Here is a 20482-nt window from a genome sequence, read left to right as displayed (position 1 = left end):
TGGCGCGTTTGCACGCGCCTGCAGGACGGTGCGATCCCTGTGGGGCGGCCTCGCGTCGCGAAAGGGCTGCACAGCAGCCCCAATTACCGAGATACCGGGTACGCCGTGGTGTACTTCATCTGTTCCATGGCAAAACTGGAGGTGATGTTGGAAAGCCCCTCGGTGCGGGTGATGAGCTTTTTATAGAAGCGGTCGTACGCTGCAATATCGCCCACCACCACCCGCAGCATGTAGTCCCAGTCCCCCGACATGCGATAGCACTCCATCACTTCCTCGAACCCGGTCACGGTTGCGGCAAACTGCTCCAGCCAGGCGCTGTCGTGGCGCTGGGTCTTGAGCTGGACGAACACCGTCAGCCCGAGCCCCAGCCGTTGCGGGTCGAGCAAGGCCACGCGGCCAACAATGTAGCCTTCTTCTTCCAGGCGCTTGACCCGTTTCCAGCAGGGGGTGGTGGACAGGTTGACGGCCTCGGCCAGGTCCTTGAGCGAGATCGCCGCGTCGCGTTGTAGCAGGGTGAGAATGTGCTGGTCGAAGCTGTCCATGTCGCGTGCGGGCCGTGCAGGAAAATATTTCACAGATTACCCCAAGGCCAGACGATTTGGGTTGTGCGATAGTGGCAACTTTCACTCTGCCAATGGGCCTGACCATGTCCGACAAGCCGCGTAACTTCGCCACCCGTACCATTCATGCTGGCGAGCAGTTCAGCGTTGCCGAGAATGCCATTTTCCCGGCGATCGTCACCGCCAGCTCGTTCACCAAACGCAGCCTGGATGACAAGCCGGAATATTCCTACAGCCGGGTGGGCAACCCCACCCGGCATGCCTACGAAACCTGTGTCGCCGCCCTTGAAGAAGGTGCAGGCGCGGTGGCCTGTGCCTCGGGTGTTAACGCCACTGCCACGGTGCTGGAGTTGCTGCCCAAGGATGCCCATGTGGTGGTGATGAACGGCGTGTACGGCGGCACCTTCCGTATCCTCGAAGACTACCGTAGCCGCAGCTCGGGCCTGACCACCACCTACGTCGACCTCAACGACCTCGAGGCCGTGGCCGCTGCCATCCGCCCGGAAACCCAGCTGATCTGGATCGAATCGCCGACCAACCCGTTGCTGCACCTGGTCGACATCAAGGCCGTGTGCGACCTGGCCAAGGCGCGCGGCATCCTCACCTGCATCGACAACACCTTTTGTTCGCCATGGAACCAGCGCCCCATCACCCTTGGCGTGGACCTGGTCATGCATTCGGCCAGCAAGTACATCGGCGGCCATTCCGACCTGACCGGTGGCGTGGTGGTAGCCGCGAATGAGGCGCTGCTGGCGCGCCTGCGCCGGATCAGCATGGCGATTGGCGGCGTGCAGGGGCCGTTCGACTGCTACCTGGCCCTGCGCGGGCTGAAGACGCTGGATGTGCGCATGGAGCGCCAGTGTGCCAACGCTCTGCAGGTGGCGCGCTTCCTCGAAAGCCACGCGCAGGTCGAGCAGGTGTACTACCCGGGGCTGGAAAGCCACCCGCAGCATGAACTGTGCAAGCGGCAGATGCGCAGTGGCGGGGCGGTGGTGGCGATGAAGGTCAAGGGCGACCGGGCTGCGCTCAACCGCCTGGTGGAGGCGCTGCAGATCTTCGTGCTGGCCGACTCGCTGGGCGGGGTGGAAAGCATGATCAACCACTCCTGGAGCATGTCGCACTGCTCGCTGAGCCCGGAGCAGAAGGGCGTGATGGGCATCAGCGAGAACCTGCTGCGGTTGTCGGTGGGCATCGAGGATTACCGCGACCTGGTCGAGGACCTGGATGGTGCGTTGAACGCGCTGGTTGCTGGCGTGTGATGAACAGACTGTAAGAGCGGCCTTGTGGCGCGATGGGCTGCGCAGCAGCCCCAAATTTACGGCGAAGGCAGAAAGTTTTGGGGCTGCTGCGCAGCCCATCGCGACACAAGGCCGCTCCTACACGGGCCCGTGGAGGCCGGTCAGGATTTGGGCGGATGAATGATCCGTTCGATCTTGTCCTTGATCAGCAGCCGCTCCTTGCGCAAGCGGTTGACGGCCTCGTCGTTGGTACCGTTGCCTTCGGCGGCCAGCACCTCCTTGTCCTTGGCGTTGTATTCCTTGTGCAGCGAATGCAGCGTCTGGTCCTTGTCCATGAGCGCCTGGAATGCATCGGCGGTAACGTGCAGGTCAGCGAGCAGATCATGCGGAACTGGCATTTCTTCACCTCTGTCGGGGTTGGCGAATGGTCCTGACCTTTGAGGATAGCCGGCTTTGCGCAGGTAGGGGACTGGGGTAGGCTGTCGCATCTCCCCGTGACCCGGAACCTGCGCCATGCCTCACCTCAACCTGGAATACAGCGACAACCTGCGCGAGCTCAACGTCGATGTGCTGTTGCTGCGCCTGAACCACGCCCTGGTCGGCAGTGGCCAGTTCGCCGACGAGGCGGACATCAAGAGCCGTGCCGAAGCCTTCCGGCACTTCCGGGTAGGGACCTCGCCGGGCGAGCGGGCTTTTGTCCATGTACGCCTGGCCATCCTCAGCGGGCGTTCGCCGGAGGTGAAGGCGGTGTTGTCCAGCAGCCTGCTCGAGGTACTGCGCGAAGCCATCCCCGGGCGGCCAGGGGTGGATATCCAGCTGTGCGTGGAAGTGCTGGACATCGATCGGGAACCTTACGCCAAGCTGCGCCTGCCAGGCTGAACCGCGCTTTCATGAACTTCTTTTAATGTTCAAGGCGCCGGCTAACGGATTTGTTGGCGTCTTTTTCACAAAAAATTGATGGTGCGCTTTCTAGAGTTCGGCCAAGTTTCCGCGGTGCCGCCCAGGCCCTCGGGCTGGTCCTTACCCTTGAATGCGAACACTGATGCCGAACTTCAAATCCCTGCGGACTGAATGGGTCACGCTGCTGGCCAGCCTTTACCTGCTGATCGGCTTCAATGTCTTCCTCTGGCAACATCTTGAACAGGTCGTCCCCCCCGGTCTGCCGGGCCTATGGCTGATCCTGGCGTTTGCCGTGATGATGCTGTTCGCATTCAACCTGATTCTTACCCTGTTGGCCTTCCGCTTCATATTGAAGCCGATACTCATCGTGTTGTTCCTGAGTGGCGCCGGTGTTGCCTACTTCATGAACCAGTATGGCGTACTTATTGATGCGGGCATGTTCCGCAATATTGCCGAAACCAATGTGGCGGAAGTGCGTGACTTGCTCTCGCTGAAATTTGCCTTGTATATCCTCGGCCTGGGGGTATTGCCGTCGATCCTGGTATGGAAAGCGCCGATCGCCTACCGCGCCTGGCACCGCGAGCTGTTCGGCAAGCTGGTGGTCGGCGGTGCCTGTGTCGTGGCGCTGGGTTCGGTGGCGCTGGTCAACTACCAGGGCCTGGCGTCGCTGTTTCGCAATCACCACGAACTGCGCCTGATGCTGACCCCCAGCAACATCGTCGGGGCGTCCTTCGGTTATGTCAGCGAGCGCGTCGGTAGTGCTGCGCAGCCATTCCAGCATTACGGCGAAGATGCCAGGCGCGATGCCGCCTGGCAAAAGCATGAGCGCAAGTCGCTGACCGTGCTGGTAGTGGGCGAAAGTGCGCGGGCCGACCATTTCGGGGTGCTGGGCTATGACCGCGACACCACGCCGAACCTTGCCCGCGAGCAGGGCCTGCTGGCGTTCTCCGATGTGCACTCCTGCGGCACGGAAACCGCCGTTTCGGTGCCGTGCATGTTCTCTGGCATGCCGCGCAAGGACTACGATGCCCGCGTGGCGAAGAACCGCGAAGGCTTGCTGGACATCCTCCAGCGTGCCGGCCTGGCCGTGCAATGGCGCGACAACCAGTCGGGCTGCAAGGGCACCTGCGATCGCGTGCAGTTCATCGACGTCAGCAACCTCAAGGACGCGCAACTGTGCGCGGACGGTGAGTGCCATGACCAGATCCTGCTGCAGGGCCTGGGCGAGCTGATCGACAACCTCGACAAGGACACCGTGCTGGTGCTGCACCAGATGGGCAGCCATGGCCCGGAATACTTCAAACGCTACCCGGCTGCCGACCAGCGCTTTGCCCCGGTGTGCCAGAGTAATGCCCTGGACCAGTGCAGCCAGCAGGAAATCATCAACGGCTACGACAATACCCTGGCCTACACCGACAAGGTGCTGGCCGCGCTGATCGACACCCTGCGCAGCAAGCAGGACAAGGTCGACACGGCGATGATCTACCTGTCCGACCATGGCGAGTCGCTGGGTGAATACAACCTGTTCCTGCACGGCACGCCCTACGCCATCGCCCCCGAGCAGCAGAAGCACGTGCCATTGCTGACCTGGTTCTCCGACAGCTACAAGGACGACTTCGGCATCGATACCGACTGCCTGGCCAAGCTCAGCGACGCCCCGCTGTCGCAGGACAACCTGTTCCACTCGATGCTCGGCCTGTTGCAGGTGCACACCGAGGTCTACCAGCAGTCGCTGGACCTGTTCGCCAGCTGTCGGCCGTGGCTGGCGGCGAAGCAGTGATCGGGCAGGTGGCTGCGGCCCTGTGGGAGCGGGCGTGCCCGCGAACACGGGCGAAGCCCGTGCCAGCCACCGTGGTGCCTGCTTCGCGGGCTTGCCCGCTCCCACAGTGATCGCGCGATCTTCTGAGTATGCACAACAGCACCACTGATCGATATCAAGGATGGCCCGGGTTTCACCAGCAGTGCCCGCGCCGTATATACTGCGCGCCAATGTTAGTGGGAGAGCCTCGTGGCCATCGAAATACACTGGATCCGTGACGACCAGAGCCTGGCCGAACACTGCCGGAACTGGCACGAACTACCCTTCGTCGCCGTCGATACCGAATTCATGCGGGTCGACACCTTCTACCCCAAGGCCGGGCTGATCCAGATCGGCGACGGCCAGCGTGCGTTCCTGATCGACCCGCTGCTGATCGGTAACTGGCAACCTTTGGCCGAGCTGCTCGAAGACAGCAGCGTGGTCAAGGTGCTGCATGCCTGCAGCGAAGACCTCGAAGTGCTGCTGCGCCTGACCGGCAAGCTGCCACAACCGCTGTTCGACACGCAATTGGCAGCCGGCTACCTGAACCTGGGCTTCTCCATGGGCTATTCGCGCCTGGTGCAGGAAGTGCTGGGCATCGAGCTGCCCAAGGGCGAAACCCGCTCCGACTGGCTGCAGCGCCCGCTCTCCGAGACCCAGGTCAGCTACGCTGCCGAGGATGCCGTGCACCTGGCCGAGCTGTTCAGCGTGTTGCGCCCACGGCTGTCCGACGACAAGTACGCCTGGGTGCTGGAAGACGGTGCCGAGCTGGTCGCCCAGCTGCGCCGCGAAGTCGAACCCGAAAGCCTGTACCGCGACGTCAAGCTGGCCTGGAAGCTGGCCCCCCAGCAACTGGCGGTGCTGCGTGAACTGTGCGCCTGGCGTGAGCGCGAAGCGCGCAACCGCGATGTGCCGCGCAACCGCATCCTCAAGGAGCACTCGCTGTGGCCGATGGCCAAGAGCCAGCCGAACAACCTGTCGGCGCTGGCCAAGATCGACGAGATGCACCCGCGCACCATTCGCCAGGATGGTGAGTTCCTCATCCAGCTGATCAAGCGTGCCGCCAGCCTGCCACCCGAGCAGTGGCCGCCGGCCTTGCCCGAACCGCTGCCGATCGAGGCCGCCGGCATCCTCAAGCGGTTGCGCGCCATCGGCCAGGCCGAAGGCGAGCGGCTGGGCATCGCCCCCGAGCTGATGCTGCGCAAGAAAGCCCTGGAAGCGCTGCTCAAGAGCGGCTACCCCAATGGCCCTTATCAACTGCCCGATTCGCTGCGCGGCTGGCGCCGTGAGCGCATGGGCCAGGCCCTGCTGGATAGCCTGGCAGGCGCCGGAGAGACCCGATGAAACGCATTTGCTCGATCTACAAGAGCCCACGCAAGAACGAAATGTACCTGTACGTGCTCAAGGCCGATGGCCTGCAGCGCGTGCCCGAAGGCCTGCTGCCGTTCTTCGGCACCCCGATGCACGCCTTCGACCTGGTGCTGACCCCCGAGCGCAAACTGGCCCGCGAAGACATCGCCAAGGTGCTGGAAAACCTCGACAACCAGGGCTACCACCTGCAAATGCCGCCCCCCGAAGACGACTACATCGAGCACCTGCCCGAAGAGTTGCTGCGCCGTAACGACCCGGCCTGATCATGCGCGTACTGATTGCTGAGCATGATCATGCTCGTTACGCCGAAATCCTGCGTGCCGCTGCGCCTGAGCTGGAAGTGCTGACCAGCGGCGACTCCGCCGAACTGGCCCGCCAGGCACCGCAGTGCCCGGTGTGGCTGGGCCAGCCGGACCTGCTGGCCAGCCTGCTGCGCCAGGGCCACAAGCCGGCCTGGATGCAATCCACCTGGGCCGGCATCACTCCGCTGCTGGCCGAGGGCCTGCCGCGTGACTATCGCCTGACCCGCGCCGTGGGCATCTTTGGCCAGGTGATGGCCGAGTACATGCTCACCTACATGCTGGGCCACGAGCGCGAGGTGCTGTCGCGCCTGGTCAGCCAGGTCGAACGGCGTTGGGACGACCGCCCGGGGCGGACCCTGGAAGGGCGCAAGGTGCTGATCGTCGGCACCGGCGACATTGGCCAGCGGGTGGCCGAGTTCCTGCAGCCGTTTGGCGTGATCCTGTACGGTGTCGCCAGCAGCGCGCGGGAACAGGCGCCGTTTGTCGAAGTGGCCGCGCTGGCCGACCTGCCGCGCCTGGTTGGCCAGGTCGACTATGTGCTCAACCTGCTGCCGGACACCCCGGCTACCCACGATCTGTATGACATGGCGCTGTTCAAGTGCTTCCAGCCCGGCGCGCTGTTCATCAATGCCGGGCGGGGTGCGGCGGTGGTCGACGCCGACCTGGTCGCGGCGTTGAAGGACGGCCACCTGGCCGGGGCGGTGATCGATGTCTGCCGCCAGGAGCCACTGCCCAGGCAGCACCCGTTCTGGACCGCCTGGGGCCTGTTGCTGACCGGGCACAGCTCGGCGCCCACCTCGCCGTCGGCGATGGTGCGGTTGTTTGTCGAGAATCTGCGGGCGTATGCCGCGGGGCAGGGGTTGCGCGGCGAAGTGGACTTTGCCCGTGGCTACTGATTGGTAATGCCTGTGCGGCCTCTTCGCGGGCAAGCCCATGAAGAGGCCGGGTGCAGCAAAAAAGCAGGCCTTACAGGCTGAAATCACCCTCGGCCGCCAGCTCGCTCAGCGGCTTGCGCGGGCTTGGCACTTCGCGCGCCTGCAGGGCCTCGTCCAGGCTGGCCTTGTCGCCCAGCTTGCCGATCGCCACCATGGCGTGCAGCACATAGCCTTCCGGCACTTTCAGCTCTTGGCGAGCCAGGGCTTGGTCGAAGCCGGCCATGCCATGGGTGTGCCAGCCGCTGATGCTGGCTTGCAGGGCCAGGTGACCCCAGGCCGAACCGGTGTCGAAGGTATGCCACAGCGCTGGTTTTTCTTCCGTGGCACCGGGGGCGGCGAAGGTGGTCTTGGAGATGATCAGCACCAGCGCCGAAGCGTGCTGCGCCCAGCTGCGGTTGAACGGTACCAGCAGGTTCAGGTAGCGCTCCCAGTTTGGCGTGTCGCGACGGGCATACAGGAACCGCCACGGCTGCGAGTTGTACGCCGACGGCGCCCAGCGTGCGGCTTCGAGGAAGCTCAGCAGGGTTTCTTCGCTGATGGGCTCGGCGGTGAAGGCACGTGGCGACCAGCGGTTGATGAATTGTTCGTTGATGGCGTAATCGGCAATGCGGGGGTTGGCGCTCATGGCGGTTCCTGCAAACGGACGGAAAACCCGCACGCTACTGCCTTGCGTCGCCACTGACAAGCGGTCTGGCTTTGCCGCGGGCCAGGCTCTAGACTGGCGCCGCCGCGCGCCGCGGCGCCAAGATGAATGCAGGATATCCGTGTCATGATCGCTGAAAACGCACCGTTCTGGCGGCGCAAGACCCTTGAGCAACTCAGCCCGCAGGAATGGGAGTCGTTGTGTGACGGCTGCGGCCTGTGCTGCCTGCAGAAGCTCGAGGACGAGGACGACAACAGCGTCTATTACACCCGCATCGCCTGCAAGCTGCTGGACCTGAACAGCTGCCAGTGCAGCGATTACCCCAACCGTTTCGCCCAGGTGCCAGATTGCATTCAGCTCACCCCGGGCAAGGCCGACCAGTTCAAGTGGCTGCCGAGCACCTGCGGCTACCGCCTGGTCAGCGAAGGCAAGGACCTGCCGGCCTGGCATCACCTGGTTTGTGGTGACCGCCAGCAGGTGCATGAACAGCGCATTTCCCAGGCCGGGCGTATGCTCAGCGAGCACGAGGTGCACGAAGACGACTGGGAAGACCACCTGATTTTCCGCGCCAGCTGACCGGCGCTGCCCGCTGTGCGGGATACAAGGAGTTTCGCTATGCGTTGCCAGCTGTTGTTGCTGTTGGGCCTTGTCGCCTGCTCGCCAGCCTGGGCGAAGAAGGTCGACCTGGACTACCAGGTGCGCCTGCTGCCGGCCACTGGCCAGGCGGAAGTCCGCCTCACCTTGGCCGACGGCAGTGCCGTGCGCAGCCTCGACTTCGACCTGGGCAAGGCCGGGGCCTACAGCGGTTTCCAGGCTGACGGCAAGTGGCAGGCGCAGGGCCAGCGTGGCGTGTGGCAGCCGGCTGCCGGCAAGACCAGCCTCAGCTACCGTGTGCAGCTGGAGCAGAAGCGCGGCGGTGCCTATTCGTCGCGCATCAACCCACATTGGGCGCTGTTCCTCGGCGACCAGTTGGTACCGCCGGCGCACCTCGACCAGCAGGATGGCACCGAACTGGTGGCGCGCCTGGCGTTCGACCTGCCCGAGGGCTGGAACAGCGTCGAAACCGCCTGGCCACGCATCGGCAAGGACAAGTTCCGCATCGACAACGTATCGCGCCTGTTCGACCGCCCGACCGGCTGGATGCTTGCCGGCGACCTGGGCAGCCGCCGCGCGCGCCTGGGCGATACCGAGGTGACGGTGGCCGCGCCGGTGGGGCAGGGCATGCGGCGCATGGACAGCCTGACCTTGCTCACCTTCGTCTGGCCGCAATTGCAGGCGCTGTTCCCGCGTAACCCGCCAAAACTGCTGCTGGTCGGCGCCCGTGATGGCATGTGGCGCGGCGCCGCCGCGGCACACGGGTCGTTGTACCTGCACAGCGGCCGGCCGATGGTGAGCGAGAACGGCAGCAGCCCTCTACTGCGCGAAGTGGTGCAACTGTTTGCGCAGATCCATGGGCGCGACGGCAGCGACTGGCTGGTGGAAAGCCTGACCGACTACTACGCCAGCGAGCTGCTGCGCCGCTCGGGCGGGATAAGCGATGACCGCTACCAGGCCTGGCAGGCGCGTTTGAGCAAGCAGGGCGCCAAGGTCACTCGGCTCAAAGGCGAGCATGCCAGCCCGGCGCAGGTGGCGCGCGGGGTAATGCTGTTGCAGGCGCTGGACACGGAAATTCGCATCCACACCCAGGCCAGACGCTCGCTCGACGATGTGGTGCGCGGGCTGATGCGCCTGCCCGATGTCAGCACCGAAGACTTCGTGCAGATCAGCGAGAACGTGCTGGGGCGGCGCTCCGAGGTGTTGCAGAGCAAGGCGTTGCGCTAGGCCTCTCCATTGCCTGTGTTGGCCCTTTCGCGGGCATGCCCGCTCCCACAGGACCGCGCAGGGCTAAGGGGCAATCCAGTACCTGTGGGAGCGGGCGCGCCCGCGAAAGGGCCAACACAGGCAGTGCAGGATCAACTGCCAGCCAACGGGTCCTTCCCGGTCACCGTCACCCCGCGCGTCGCCGCCTCGGCACTGGCCTTCAAGGCCTGCAGTTCGGAGGCACTGCGCTCGATGTCTGAGCGCAAGCGGTGATATTCCTGCCGGTGGCGCTGCCACCAGGCCTTGGTCGCGCAGTGCCCGGTGAAGCCGCGGGCCAGCGCCAGTCCGCCCACGGCAACCTGCAACAGGCCGACCAGGCCGCCGTGGCGCAGCCCCTTGCTGACCATCAAGGCGCCGCCCGCCAGCGAACTGGCGCGCTCAAGCCCATGAACGTTGTTGTCCTGCGATGTTGCAGGCGAATGGATATCCAGCATGGCGAGGCCTCCGTGTGACGTGTAAGCAGCTGACCTGCCGGCTGCCGCCATCGTTCAGTCGGCTATTTGAACTTGGGCCCCGAACGGGTATTCAGGCCCTTGGCCATGCGGTCATACAGCACTACGTTCACTGTCGCCGCCAGGTTCATGCAACCTTCGGTCGGAATGTAGATGGTCTCTTCACACCAGCCCCGCACATCCTCGCTCAACGAGCCATCCTCGGGCCCGAAGATGTAGATGGCCCGGTCCGGGTGGGTGTATTCCGGCAATGGCCGCGCACCTTCCACCAGCTCCACCGCCACCGGCGTGCAGCCCAGCGGGATGATGCGTTGCAGGTCGTCGATGCCGATCAGCGGGATGTCATAGTGCACGCGCTTGGTATCGGTGACGAAGTCACGGGCGCGTTCGTAGCGTTTGCCGGTATAGAACACCGAGTTGACACCGTAGCAACCCGCGGCGCGCATGACCGAGCCGACGTTTTCCGCCGACTTGGGGTTGAACAGGCCGATGCAGCTGTATCGTTTGTTTGCCACGTACCGGGGCCCTTCGCAAAAAACCGCGATTATACGGGCTGCCCGGTAGCAGCGGGGGGCCAATCGATGGTCAGTCCTTCTTCAGCATGCCTGCCAGCCCGGCGAACGGGTTGTGGGTGGCCTTGGCAATGCTCGGGGTGCTGGTGGAGCCTTCGCTGAAGTACTGCTGGTCGGTGTAGCGCGAATGCTCGTTGTCGTGGCAATACAGGCACAGCAGCTCCCAGTTGGAGCCGTCCTGCGGGTTGTTGTCGTGGTTGTGGTCGCGGTGGTGCACGGTCAGTTCGCTCAGGCGCTTGCCGGAGAACTCGCGGGCGCAGCGGCCGCACACGTGCGGGTACATTTTCAGGGCCTTGTCGCGGTAGCCCATTTCCTTGTCGCGCTTGGCATCGGCCAGGATGCGGTCCAGGCGCGCAGTAGCGGCGGCGGAAGAGGTGGAGCTCATGGTGTTTCCTTCGTTCTGGTCAGGCAAATGACGGTTATGCCCCTGAGTCTAGCGCGCTTGCACGGCTGGCGGACAGGCGAAAACCGGAATATCGGCGTAGCCTGTAGGAAGGTTCCCGACAGGAGGTTGCTGATGTTTCGCGCGATCCTCGCCGTGCTGGTGCTGGCTGGCCTGCCCATGGCCGAAGCTGCCAGCACACCGCCCCGGTTGACCACGCCAGTGCCCGGTGCACCGGGTACGCCCACGCCCACGCCCTACCCGCAGATCACCCCGAGTACACCGCCCAAGGCCTACGACAGCCAGCCGGGGGCACCGTTGTTGCCGCCCATGCCGGTACCCGGGCCGCCGAAGGACCAGCCTTTGCCGGGGTTGCGGCAGGAGCCGCAGAAGCCGGTGGCACCGGATGATTGACTTGGGGGGGCGGGCCTGGGGCGCAGCTCAGGATTGCGATCGGTTGTAGGAGCGGCCTTGTGTCGCGATGGGGCGCAAAGCGCCCCCAGCCAGCTCAAGCTACACCCAGCTGGCCAAACACGAACGCATATTCCAGGGCCACATCCTTCAGCCCCTGGTAGCGCCCGCTCATCCCGCCGTGCCCGGCGCCCATCTCGGTCTTGAGCAGCAGCAGGTTGCTGTCGGTCTTGCGCGTGCGTAGCCGCGCCACCCACTTGGCCGCTTCCCAGTACTGCACGCGGCTGTCGTTGTAACCGGCCACCACCAGCATCGCCGGGTAGGCCTGCGCCTTCACGTTTTCATACGGCGCGTAGGCCTTGATCCGCTCGTACACCTCTGGTTCTTCAGGGTTGCCCCATTCGTCGTACTCGGTCACGGTCAACGGCAGCTCAGGGTCGAGCATGGTGTTGAGCACGTCGACGAACGGCACTTCGGCAACCGCGCAACGGAACAGTTCGGGGCGCAGGTTGAGCACCGCGCCCATCAGCAGGCCACCGGCACTGCCGCCGCTGATGGCCAGGCGATCGGCGGCGGTCACGCCCTCGGCGATCAGGTGCTCGGCACAGGCGATGAAGTCGCCGAAGCTGTTGTGCTTGTGCTCCTGCTTACCGGCGCGGTACCAGGCTTCGCCCAGCTCGCCACCGCCGCGCACGTGGGCAATGGCAAAGGCCACGCCACGCTCCAGCAGGCTCAGGCGCGCATGCGAGAACCACGGGTCGAGGCTTTCGCCATAGGCGCCGTAGCCGTACAGGTACAGCGGCACGGTCTGGCCCAGGTCCTGCCGGCGGCGGACCAGGCTGATCGGCACCTGGGTACCGTCCGCTGCCGTGGCCCACAGGCGCTCGCTGACATAGTCATCGGCGTCGAACGGCCCCAGTACCGGGGTTTGCTTGAGCACCACCTGGGCGCCTGTGGCCAGCTCCAGCTGGCGCACCTGGGCCGGGCGGTTGAGCGCTTCGTAACGCAGGCGCAGGCGCGGGCTGGCGAACTCCAGGCTGTCCTGCACGTACAGGCTGTAGGCCGCGTCGGGCAGCTCGACACGGTAGGCCGGCAGGCCCTGGGGGCGTACCTCGATGATCGGCAGGCCGCCTTCGCGCAGGCTCAGGGTCAGTGCCGTGGCATTCAGGCTGAGGCCTTCGAGCATGATCGCCTCACGGTGCGGCACCAGCACCTGCCATTGCGCGCGGCTTGGCACCGGTGTGGCCGGCGCGTGGTACAGGGCGAAGTTGATGCCGTCCTGGTTGGTGCGGATGAACCAGCGCCATTGGCCGTCAAGCTGGCCGTGGTCGGGGAAGTACTCGTGGCCCTCGACCCGTGGCGCCAGGCAGGTAAAGGGCGCCAGCGGCGTTTCGGCATCCAGTACCCAGGCTTCGCTGGTGGTCTTGCTGTTGAGCAGCAGCACCAGCTGGCGCTCGGAGCTGGTGCGGTAGCAATGCAGGAAGAAGCGCCCGTCGGGCTCTTCGAACACGGTCTGCGCGCCATCGCTGCCCAGGGTGTGGCGGCGCAGGCGCCAGGGCCGGTGGGTGTCGTCCAGTTCGGCGAAGAACAGCGTCTGGCTGTCGTTGGCCCAGGTCAGGCTGCCGTCGCAGTCGTCGAAGGGCAGGGTGGTGACGTTGCCACTGGCCAGGTCCTTGACGTACAGGGTGAAGATTTCATCGCCGCTGGTGTCGAGGCTGTAGGCCAGCAGGCGATGGTCAGGGCTGACGTTGAACGCGCCCAGCGACAGGAAGCCGCCATTGGCCAGGGCGTTAGGGTCGAGCAGCAATTGCTCCTGGCTTGCATCGACGCTGTTGGAGTCATCGGCCGGGCGCGGGCAGCGGTAGTGGCGCGGGTACTCGTCGCCGGCGGTGGTGCGGGTGTAGTAGAGGTAGGGGCCCCAGGGCGTCGGCAGCGACAGGTCGGTTTCCAGGATGCGGCCCTTGATCTCTTCGAACAATTGCTCGCGCAGCACTGCCTGGTCGGCCAGGCAGGCTTCCTGGTAGGCGTTTTCGGCCTGCAGGTAAGCCAGCACCTCGGGGCTGTCGCGCTGTTGCAGCCAGGCATAGGGGTCGGTGGCGTTGTCGGCATGGGCAATGGGTGGCTGAGGCTTGTTCGGCATCGGGGAACTCTTGGCTGGGGACAGGGAGACGCTGTCTGCGCCCGGAAAAGTGTTTATCATAGGCATCTCTTTGCCTGGCTTGCACGAACACCATGACCGAGAACGACTACACCCTGGCCTGGGGCCTATACGCGGTTGCCGCCCTGGGCTGCCTGCTGGTGGGCTTCAAACTCACCGGCTGGATGTGGCGCTGGCTGCGCGAACCGTTGCGGGTGGTGCTGGCGGTGCTGCTGCTGACCCCGACCATTGTCGACCCGGCCAAGGACAGCTTCGCCCCGGCCATCGCCATTACTGCGCTGGACATCGCCTTCAAGGTCGGTAACAACGCCTGGCGCGCGGTGTCGGACTTTGCCATGTACGGCATGTTCGCCTTCAGCCTGTACTTCCTGTTCGTGGCGCTGCGCTGGCCGCTGGAAAAACGCGCCCGCGAGCGCCGCGCCCAGGCCGAGACCGCGGCCCAGCGCCAGGCTGCCGAAGACGACGCGCTCGCGGCCCAGGCGCCGTTGGCCGCCGAGCGCCGCGACCGCTATCTTGACGACCCACGCCCTGCCGCCTTGCGTGGCGGTGGCCGGGTCGAGCCCCGTCTGTAAGCGGAGACACGCCGATGTGCGAACTGCTGGGCATGAGTGCCAACGTTCCCACCGATATCGTTTTCAGCTTTACCGGCCTGATGCAGCGCGGTGGCCGCACCGGCCCGCACCGCGACGGCTGGGGCATTGGTTTCTACGAAGGGCGTGGCCTGCGCCTGTTCCAGGACCCGGCCGCCAGCAGCGAGTCGGAAGTGGCCAACCTGGTGCAACGTTACCCGATCAAGAGCGAAGTGGTCATCGGCCACATCCGCCAGGCTAACGTCGGCAAGGTGTGCCTGGCCAACACTCACCCCTTCGTGCGGGAAATGTGGGGCCGCAACTGGTGCTTCGCGCACAATGGCCAGCTGGGCGACTTCAAGGGCCAGGCTGGTTTCTACCGGCCGGTGGGCGACACCGACAGCGAAGCGGCCTTCTGCGACCTGCTCAACCGCATTCGCGGCAGCTTCCCCGAACCGGTTGCGGTTGAACAGCTGCTGCCGGTGCTGGTCGAAGCGTGTGCCGGCTACCGGGCGCTTGGCGTGTTCAACTGCATGCTCAGCGACGGCGACTGGCTGTTCTGCTTCTGCTCGACCAAGCTGGTGCACATCACGCGGCGTGCACCTTTTGGTGCGGCGCGGTTGAAGGATGTCGACCTGATCGTCGACTTTCACACCGAAACCACCCCCAACGACGTGGTCACGGTCATCGCTACCGAGGCCCTGACCGAGAACGAGACCTGGCAGCGCTACGCGCCGGGACAATGGGCCTTGTGGCGGCACGGCGAATGCGTGGCGCACGGCCAGAGCTAAGGACGCTGCATGTTCAGAAGTTACCTGCGGTTGCTGCTGTTCACCTTCGGCCTGCTGGCCGGCATCCAGGTCCCGGGGCTGGTCAAGGATTACAGCCAGCGGGTCGAGGCGCACCTGTTCGAGTCGCGCGAGGCGCTCGATGGCTTCCGGCAGACGGCCGAGCGCTTCTTCAACGGTGACTTGCAGGCGCTGCTGCGGCACTACCGCAGCAGCGACGACCCGGTATTCCTCAGTGATGCCAACAGCATCGAAAGCCTGATGATCCGTAACGAACTGCTGGAAAACGAATGGCAGGCGTTGCAAGGCTCATGGGCCGAACGTACCTGGCACGTGCTGGTGCAGGCCGACCCGCAACTGCGGGAAGAGACCCTGAACAGCTACAGCTATCAGATACTGCTGGTGCCCGAGGCGGTTGGCTGGGGGCTGGGTGCGGGGTTCGTGCTGGCTTTCGTGGTGGAGAGCCTGCTGCTGGGGATTGGCTGGGTGATCCTGGGGGGGCGGCGCAGGGCGGTGAAAGAGAGCTGGCGCTGATTCACCTGCACTCATCCGTGGCCTGGCGCGGTCCCTGTAGGAGCGGCCTTGTGTCGCGAAAGGGCCGCAAAGCGGCCCCAGGGGCTCAGCAGCGATGCAGCGATTGCCGGGGCTGCTTTGCAGCCCTTTCGCGACACAAGGCCGCTCCTACAAGGATCGTGTCAGCCGGCCTCGAGAAAGCCAAACGCTCAGACCAACACGATCCGCTGCCCGCCCACATCCCGCGCATACCCTTGCAGCACCTGCCGGCACACCCCGACCACTTCATCCACCAACGCCACCCCGGTCTGCCAGGCCACTACCAGTTCAAGGCTTGGCGGCGGTTGCAGCCCTTGCAGCAACACCAGCTCACCGCGGCTCAACTCGGCATCCACCAGCGCCGGCGGCAACGCGCCAATGCCAAAGCCGTCGCGCAGCAAACGGGTAATCGCCGCCACCGAGTTCACGCAGTTCAACCGCGGCGTTTCGGCACCCGCGGCTTGCAGCAGGCTCAGCACCTCCTGGTGCGGCCGTGAGTTCTTCGAGAAGGTGATGATGCGCTCACGCCCCAGTTCGGCCAGCGAGGCATAGTCGCGCTGCTGCAGCGAGCCTGCCGCCACGATCCAGCCCATCGGGTAACGCGCCAGGTCGAGGCTGCGGATCGATTGCTCGCGCACCAGGTCGGTCTGCAGGATCACGTCGAGAAAGCCCTTCTGCAACTGCTCGCGCAGATTCAGCGCGGTATCGGCCACCAGTTCGATCTCCACCTGCGGGTAGCGTTCGCTCAGCTCGGCCACCAGCGCGCTCATCCAGGTGTGGATCACCGTGTCCATGACCCCGATGCGGATGCGCCCGACCTTGGCTCGGTCGCTGTCCAGTGACTGCTTCATGGCCTTGGCGGTTTCCAACATGCGCTCGGCATACTCCAGCACCTTGCTGCCTTCCGGGGTCAGGCTGACCCCGCGCGAGTCGCGCAGCAGCAGCTTCACGCCCAGGTCGGCCTCCAGTGCGGCGATACGGCTGGACACCGAGGCCTGGGTGGTGAACAGCTTTTCCGCAGTCAGGCGGAAGCTCTTGAGCCGGGCAACCCAGACGAAGGTTTCGAGGAAACGAAGGTTCATGATCAGTTTTTCTTGTTCCAGACCGGCGGTTTTTCTCGTTGGACGCAGCTGGCGTGGCCTCTGAACAATGATGCCCAGGCCGCGACCCTGTGTCGCCCGTAAAACAATACCAACAAGCCGAGGCAACCATGAACCCCACCGGCGTGCAGCAGCAGGTCAGTCCCTCCTCATCGACCGGGCCATTCGCCTGGTACCGCGACATCGATTCCCAGCAACGACGCACCTTCTGGAGCTGCAAGATCGGCTATGGCCTGGATGGCATGGACACGCAGATGCTCAGCTTCGTCATCCCCACGCTGATCGTGCTGTGGGGCATCAGCACCACCGAGGCCGGGCTGATCCACACCAGCACACTGATCGCCTCGGCCGCCGGCGGCTGGATTGCCGGCATCCTCTCCGACCGCATCGGCCGGGTGCGCACCCTGCAACTGACCGTGCTGTGGTTCGCCTTCTTTACCTTCCTCTGCGGCTTCGCCCAGAACTACCAGCAGCTGCTGGTCGCTCGTACCCTGATGGGCTTTGGCTTCGGCGGCGAATGGACCGCCGGCGCGGTGCTGATCGGCGAGGTGATCCGTGCCCAGGACCGTGGCAAGGCGGTGGGCATGGTGCAATCCGGCTGGGCCCTTGGCTGGGGCCTCACCGCCATTCTCTACGCGCTGCTGTTTTCCTGGCTGCCGGCAGAGCAGGCCTGGCGTGCGCTGTTCCTGTTGGGCCTGGTGCCGGCGATCTTCGTGATCTTCGTGCGCCGCCTGGTCAAGGACCCCGAGGTGTATCGCGAGGCCAAGGCCGTGCAAGACGCCGAGGCGCCTTCGCGCTTCTACGAGATCTTCGCCCCGGGCATGCTCTGGACCACCGTGCGCGCGTCGCTGCTGACCACCGGTGCGCTGGGCGGCTACTACGCCATCACCTCGTGGCTGCCGACGTTCCTCAAGAGCGAACGCGGCCTGAGTGTACTGGGCACCGGCGGCTACCTGGCCATGGTGATCGTCGGTTCCTACATCGGTTATGTGGTCAGCGCGTACTTGTCCGACCTGCTCGGGCGCAAGAAGAACTTCATCCTGTTCGCCGTGGGCTCGTTCGTCATCGTGCTGCTGTACACGCAAATGCCGGTCAGCGATGGCGTGATGCTGTGGCTGGGCTTGCCGCTGGGCTTCTTCGCCTCGGGCATCTTCAGCGGCATGGGCGCGTTCCTCACCGAGCTGTTCCCCACGCGCATCCGCGGTTCGGGGCAGGGCTTCTGCTACAACATCGGCAAGGTCGTGGCGGCGCTGTTCCCGCTGCTGATCGGCGTGCTCGGCCAGAAGGTGCCGCTGGGCCTGGGCATCGGCGTGTTCTCCGCGGTGTCCTACGGCGTGGTGATCCTGGCCGCACTGAGCCTGCCGGAAACCCGCGGCAAACAGCTGCAGGCGCGGTAAGGTAGGCATATGAACAACCACATGGGAGGCCGAGCGGTGAAACGCCTGCTACTCAACTGCGACATGGGCGAGAGTTTCGGCAGCTGGCGCATGGGCCTGGATGCCGAGGTCATGCCGTTTATCGACTGCGCCAACATCGCCTGCGGCTACCACGCCGGCGACCCTGGCATCATGCGCCGCACCGTGGCCCTGGCGCTGGAGCACGGGGTCACCATTGGCGCACACCCGGCCTACCCGGACCTGGTCGGCTTCGGTCGCCGTTCCATGGCCTGCAGCGCGGAGGAAATCCGCGACCTGCTGCATTACCAGATCGGTGCGCTGGACGGTATCTGCAAGGTGCAGGGTGGCCGCGTGGCCTATGTGAAACCCCACGGCGCGCTGTACAACGACATGATGGCCGACCCGCTCAAGCTGCGCAGCGTGCTGGAAGCCGTGGCGGCGTACGGCGGCGACCTGCCGCTGATGCTGATGGCCACCGCCGACAATCGTGCGGCCCAGGCGCTGGGCGATGAAATCGGCGTGCCGCTGTGGTTCGAGGCGTTCGCCGACCGCGCCTACACCGCCAGCGGCCACCTGCTGTCGCGGCGCCTGCCCGGCGCGGTGCACCACGACCCGGCATTGGTAGTGGACCAGGCGCTACGGCTTGCCCGCGGTGAAACGCTGGTGGCCGACGACGGCAGCGCGCTGCAACTGGAGGCCAGTACCCTCTGCGTGCACGGCGACAACGACAGCTCGGTGGCGGCGGTACGGCAGATTCGCCAGGCCCTTGAAGCGCTGGAGTCGCCATGAACCCACGGATCGAGGTGGTGGCCGTCGACAGCCTGATGGTGCGCCTGTTCGAACGCATCGACGAGGCCAACATGCCCTGGCTGCTCGCCGCCAGCCAGCGCTTGCGCGCGGCGTTCGGCGAGCACCTGCTGGACCTGGTGCCGTCCTATACCACGCTGATGGTGCAGTTCGACCTGCCACCGGGGGAGGCGAGGGCGCTGATCCTTCGTGCACTGGAAGGCGTGCTGCCAGACACCGGCAGCGCTGGTCGCCGCCATGAGATCCCGGTGTGGTACGACGCCAGCGTCGGCCCGGAACTGCCGCTGCTGGCGGCCCGCAGCGGCTTGAGTGAAGCCGAGGTGATCCGCTTGCACAGCGCGCGTGAGTACCCGGTGTTCGCCCTGGGGTTCGCCCCTGGTTTCGGCTTCATGGGCCTGGTGGACGAACGCCTGGCCAGCCCGCGCCTGAATACCCCGCGCAAGCGCGTGGCGGCCGGCAGTGTCGGCATTGCCGAGCGCCAGACGGCGGCCTATCCGGCGGTGTCGCCAGGTGGCTGGAACCTGATCGGGCGTACCCCGGTGCGTCTGTTCGACCGTGAGCGCGAGGGCTACAGCCTGCTGCAACCCGGCGACCGGGTGCGCTTCGTGCCGGTTTCGCGCAACGAGTTCGTGGCGTTGGGCGGTGATGTGGAGGCGCAAGGATGAAGCAATTGCAGATCGAGGCCGGTACGCAGCTGTGCCAGTTGCAGGATGGCGGGCGCTTCGGCGTGCGCCATCTGGGCGTGACCCAGGGCGGGGCACTGGACTGGGTGGCGATGTACTGGGCCAATTGGCTGCTGGGCAATCCCCTCGCTGCGCCGGTGGTGGAGGTGGCGCTGGGTGGTTTCTGCGTGGTGGCGGAAAAGGATTGCGTGCTGGCGCTGGCCGGTGCCGACCTGGATGCGCGGGTCGATGATCAGCCGCTGGCGCCGTGGCGCAGCTTTGCCTTGGCCAAGGGGCAGCGGTTGACCCTGCAGCAGCCGAAGCAGGGCGTGCGGGCCTACCTGGCGGCACCTGGCGGGTTCCTCGGGGCGGATGTGCTGGGCAGTTGTGCCACGGTGGTGCGCGAAGCACTGGGCGGCATCGATGGCCGCGGGGCTGCGCTTGGCAAGGGCCAGTTGCTGACTTTCACCGGTAGCGCCACGACGCTGCGCGAGGTGCCGCCAGCGCTGCGGCCGCAATACCGGCAAAAGCCAGTGCTCGATCTGGTGATGGGCGCGCAGATTGGCGAGTTCAGTGGTACCAGCCTGTTCGAGGCGTTCAATCGCGAGTGGACGCTGGACAGCCGCGCCGACCGCATGGGCATCCGCCTGCTGGGGCCGCAGCTGGTGCATCAGGGTGCGCCGATGATTTCCGAGGGCATCCCGCTGGGCGCGGTACAGGTGCCGCCGGACGGGCAGCCGATCGTGTTGCTCAATGACCGGCAGACGATTGGCGGCTATCCGCGGCTGGGGGCGTTGACGCCGCTGGCGTTGGCACGGCTGGCGCAGTGCATGCCGGGGGCTGTGGTGCGCTTCCGGGCGGTGGTGCAGGACGAGGCCTGGCGGGAGCAGCAGGTTTACCTGGGCCGTTGGCGATAAGGCTGCCGGCCTCTTCGCGGGTGAACCCGCTCCCACAGGTACGGCGCAAGCCTTGAGGCCTGTGCGGGACCTGTGGGAGCGGGTTTACCCGCGAAAGGGCCGGCACTG

24 protein-coding genes are annotated in these 20482 nt (G+C 65.4%); 16 read left to right on the top strand and 8 right to left on the bottom strand.

Annotated elements, in window-relative coordinates; translation table 11 throughout:
* Window positions 1–83: 83 nt before the first annotated feature.
* Window positions 84–542 (bottom strand): Lrp/AsnC family transcriptional regulator, encoded by a 459-nt coding sequence (locus tag ACJA3S_RS18860; protein WP_170034253.1) that lies wholly within the window; start codon window positions 540–542, stop codon window positions 84–86.
* A gap of 92 nt (window positions 543–634) precedes the next feature.
* On the opposite strand from ACJA3S_RS18860, the gene ACJA3S_RS18855 reads away from it, so the two are divergent.
* Complete coding sequence (locus ACJA3S_RS18855) at window positions 635–1819, top strand: trans-sulfuration enzyme family protein (RefSeq protein WP_406822276.1); 1185 nt, start codon at window positions 635–637, stop codon at window positions 1817–1819.
* Between the two features lie 140 nt (window positions 1820–1959).
* Here the strand turns inward: ACJA3S_RS18855 and ACJA3S_RS18850 are convergent, their stop codons facing one another.
* Window positions 1960–2196, bottom strand: coding sequence for a YdcH family protein (locus ACJA3S_RS18850; protein WP_170031457.1), 237 nt, complete (start codon window positions 2194–2196; stop codon window positions 1960–1962).
* A gap of 115 nt (window positions 2197–2311) precedes the next feature.
* On the opposite strand from ACJA3S_RS18850, the gene ACJA3S_RS18845 reads away from it, so the two are divergent.
* From ACJA3S_RS18845 to ACJA3S_RS18825, 5 genes are all read left to right on the top strand, one after another.
* Window positions 2312–2677, top strand: a complete 366-nt coding sequence (locus ACJA3S_RS18845) for a 5-carboxymethyl-2-hydroxymuconate Delta-isomerase (RefSeq protein WP_406819581.1) — start codon at window positions 2312–2314, stop codon at window positions 2675–2677.
* 163 nt (window positions 2678–2840) lie between these two features.
* On the top strand, window positions 2841–4478 hold the full coding sequence (locus ACJA3S_RS18840) for a phosphoethanolamine transferase (protein ID WP_406819580.1): 1638 nt from the start codon (window positions 2841–2843) through the stop codon (window positions 4476–4478).
* Between the two features lie 228 nt (window positions 4479–4706).
* Window positions 4707–5840: a ribonuclease D gene (gene rnd, locus ACJA3S_RS18835; protein ID WP_170031448.1), complete on the top strand. Its 1134-nt coding sequence runs from the start codon at window positions 4707–4709 to the stop codon at window positions 5838–5840.
* The gene (locus ACJA3S_RS18830) at window positions 5837–6130 is read left to right on the top strand and encodes a YcgL domain-containing protein (RefSeq protein ID WP_170031445.1); all 294 of its coding nucleotides are present in this window, start codon (window positions 5837–5839) and stop codon (window positions 6128–6130) included. The genes rnd and ACJA3S_RS18830 overlap by 4 nt, the downstream gene beginning before the upstream one ends.
* A gap of 2 nt (window positions 6131–6132) precedes the next feature.
* On the top strand, window positions 6133–7065 hold the full coding sequence (locus tag ACJA3S_RS18825; protein ID WP_406819579.1) for a D-2-hydroxyacid dehydrogenase: 933 nt from the start codon (window positions 6133–6135) through the stop codon (window positions 7063–7065).
* 70 nt (window positions 7066–7135) lie between these two features.
* On the opposite strand, the gene ACJA3S_RS18820 is transcribed toward ACJA3S_RS18825, so the two are convergent.
* Window positions 7136–7729 carry a nitroreductase family protein gene (locus ACJA3S_RS18820; RefSeq protein ID WP_406819578.1) on the bottom strand — a complete coding sequence of 198 codons (594 nt, stop codon included), beginning with the start codon at window positions 7727–7729 and terminating at the stop codon, window positions 7136–7138.
* Between the two features lie 144 nt (window positions 7730–7873).
* Here ACJA3S_RS18820 and ACJA3S_RS18815 point away from each other — a divergent pair, with 144 nt between their 5' ends.
* Window positions 7874–8323, top strand: a complete 450-nt coding sequence (locus tag ACJA3S_RS18815; RefSeq protein WP_170031436.1) for a YcgN family cysteine cluster protein — start codon at window positions 7874–7876, stop codon at window positions 8321–8323.
* Between the two features lie 39 nt (window positions 8324–8362).
* Window positions 8363–9568, top strand: a complete 1206-nt coding sequence (locus ACJA3S_RS18810) for a hypothetical protein (RefSeq protein ID WP_406819577.1) — start codon at window positions 8363–8365, stop codon at window positions 9566–9568.
* Between the two features lie 131 nt (window positions 9569–9699).
* On the opposite strand, the gene ACJA3S_RS18805 is transcribed toward ACJA3S_RS18810, so the two are convergent.
* From ACJA3S_RS18805 to ACJA3S_RS18795, 3 genes are all read right to left on the bottom strand, one after another.
* Window positions 9700–10041 carry a DUF2892 domain-containing protein gene (locus ACJA3S_RS18805; protein ID WP_406819576.1) on the bottom strand — a complete coding sequence of 114 codons (342 nt, stop codon included), beginning with the start codon at window positions 10039–10041 and terminating at the stop codon, window positions 9700–9702.
* Window positions 10042–10103: 62 nt separating this feature from the next.
* A complete protein-coding gene (locus tag ACJA3S_RS18800) occupies window positions 10104–10574 on the bottom strand; it encodes an RNA methyltransferase (RefSeq protein WP_028693028.1) in 471 nt (156 codons plus the stop codon).
* Window positions 10575–10644: 70 nt separating this feature from the next.
* Window positions 10645–11016: a YajD family HNH nuclease gene (locus tag ACJA3S_RS18795; RefSeq protein WP_003259546.1), complete on the bottom strand. Its 372-nt coding sequence runs from the start codon at window positions 11014–11016 to the stop codon at window positions 10645–10647.
* A 132-nt stretch (window positions 11017–11148) separates the two neighbouring features.
* On the opposite strand from ACJA3S_RS18795, the gene ACJA3S_RS18790 reads away from it, so the two are divergent.
* Window positions 11149–11427, top strand: coding sequence for a hypothetical protein (locus ACJA3S_RS18790; RefSeq protein WP_406819575.1), 279 nt, complete (start codon window positions 11149–11151; stop codon window positions 11425–11427).
* A gap of 94 nt (window positions 11428–11521) precedes the next feature.
* Here the strand turns inward: ACJA3S_RS18790 and ACJA3S_RS18785 are convergent, their stop codons facing one another.
* Window positions 11522–13564 (bottom strand): S9 family peptidase, encoded by a 2043-nt coding sequence (locus ACJA3S_RS18785; RefSeq protein WP_406819574.1) that lies wholly within the window; start codon window positions 13562–13564, stop codon window positions 11522–11524.
* A gap of 92 nt (window positions 13565–13656) precedes the next feature.
* On the opposite strand from ACJA3S_RS18785, the gene ACJA3S_RS18780 reads away from it, so the two are divergent.
* From ACJA3S_RS18780 to ACJA3S_RS18770, 3 genes are read left to right on the top strand one after another with little or no spacing between them, the layout of a single operon-like run.
* The gene (locus ACJA3S_RS18780; protein WP_186687855.1) at window positions 13657–14154 is read left to right on the top strand and encodes an MFS transporter; all 498 of its coding nucleotides are present in this window, start codon (window positions 13657–13659) and stop codon (window positions 14152–14154) included.
* 14 nt (window positions 14155–14168) lie between these two features.
* The gene (locus ACJA3S_RS18775) at window positions 14169–14942 is read left to right on the top strand and encodes a class II glutamine amidotransferase (protein ID WP_406819573.1); all 774 of its coding nucleotides are present in this window, start codon (window positions 14169–14171) and stop codon (window positions 14940–14942) included.
* A 9-nt stretch (window positions 14943–14951) separates the two neighbouring features.
* On the top strand, window positions 14952–15473 hold the full coding sequence (locus tag ACJA3S_RS18770; protein ID WP_170031417.1) for a DUF2937 family protein: 522 nt from the start codon (window positions 14952–14954) through the stop codon (window positions 15471–15473).
* 188 nt (window positions 15474–15661) lie between these two features.
* Here the strand turns inward: ACJA3S_RS18770 and ACJA3S_RS18765 are convergent, their stop codons facing one another.
* Window positions 15662–16573 carry a LysR family transcriptional regulator gene (locus tag ACJA3S_RS18765; RefSeq protein WP_225778818.1) on the bottom strand — a complete coding sequence of 304 codons (912 nt, stop codon included), beginning with the start codon at window positions 16571–16573 and terminating at the stop codon, window positions 15662–15664.
* 128 nt (window positions 16574–16701) lie between these two features.
* On the opposite strand from ACJA3S_RS18765, the gene ACJA3S_RS18760 reads away from it, so the two are divergent.
* Genes ACJA3S_RS18760 through ACJA3S_RS18745 form a run of 4 tightly spaced genes read left to right on the top strand, consistent with a single transcriptional unit; the run spans window position 16702 to window position 20374 of the window.
* Complete coding sequence (locus tag ACJA3S_RS18760; protein ID WP_406819572.1) at window positions 16702–17988, top strand: MFS transporter; 1287 nt, start codon at window positions 16702–16704, stop codon at window positions 17986–17988.
* Window positions 17989–17997: 9 nt separating this feature from the next.
* On the top strand, window positions 17998–18777 hold the full coding sequence (locus tag ACJA3S_RS18755) for a 5-oxoprolinase subunit PxpA (protein WP_406819571.1): 780 nt from the start codon (window positions 17998–18000) through the stop codon (window positions 18775–18777).
* On the top strand, window positions 18774–19460 hold the full coding sequence (gene pxpB, locus ACJA3S_RS18750) for a 5-oxoprolinase subunit PxpB (protein WP_406819570.1): 687 nt from the start codon (window positions 18774–18776) through the stop codon (window positions 19458–19460). The genes ACJA3S_RS18755 and pxpB overlap by 4 nt, the downstream gene beginning before the upstream one ends.
* Window positions 19457–20374, top strand: coding sequence for a biotin-dependent carboxyltransferase family protein (locus ACJA3S_RS18745; protein WP_406819569.1), 918 nt, complete (start codon window positions 19457–19459; stop codon window positions 20372–20374). Before pxpB ends, ACJA3S_RS18745 begins: the two co-directional genes overlap by 4 nt.
* Window positions 20375–20482 lie beyond the last annotated feature (108 nt).

This window comes from Pseudomonas sp. KnCO4 (assembly GCF_045344305.1).
Classification (GTDB): Bacteria; Pseudomonadota; Gammaproteobacteria; order Pseudomonadales; family Pseudomonadaceae; genus Aquipseudomonas; species Aquipseudomonas anuradhapurensis.
The sequence above is the reverse complement of the archived record's forward strand: the minus strand, read 5'-3'. Positions and strand labels throughout refer to the sequence as shown.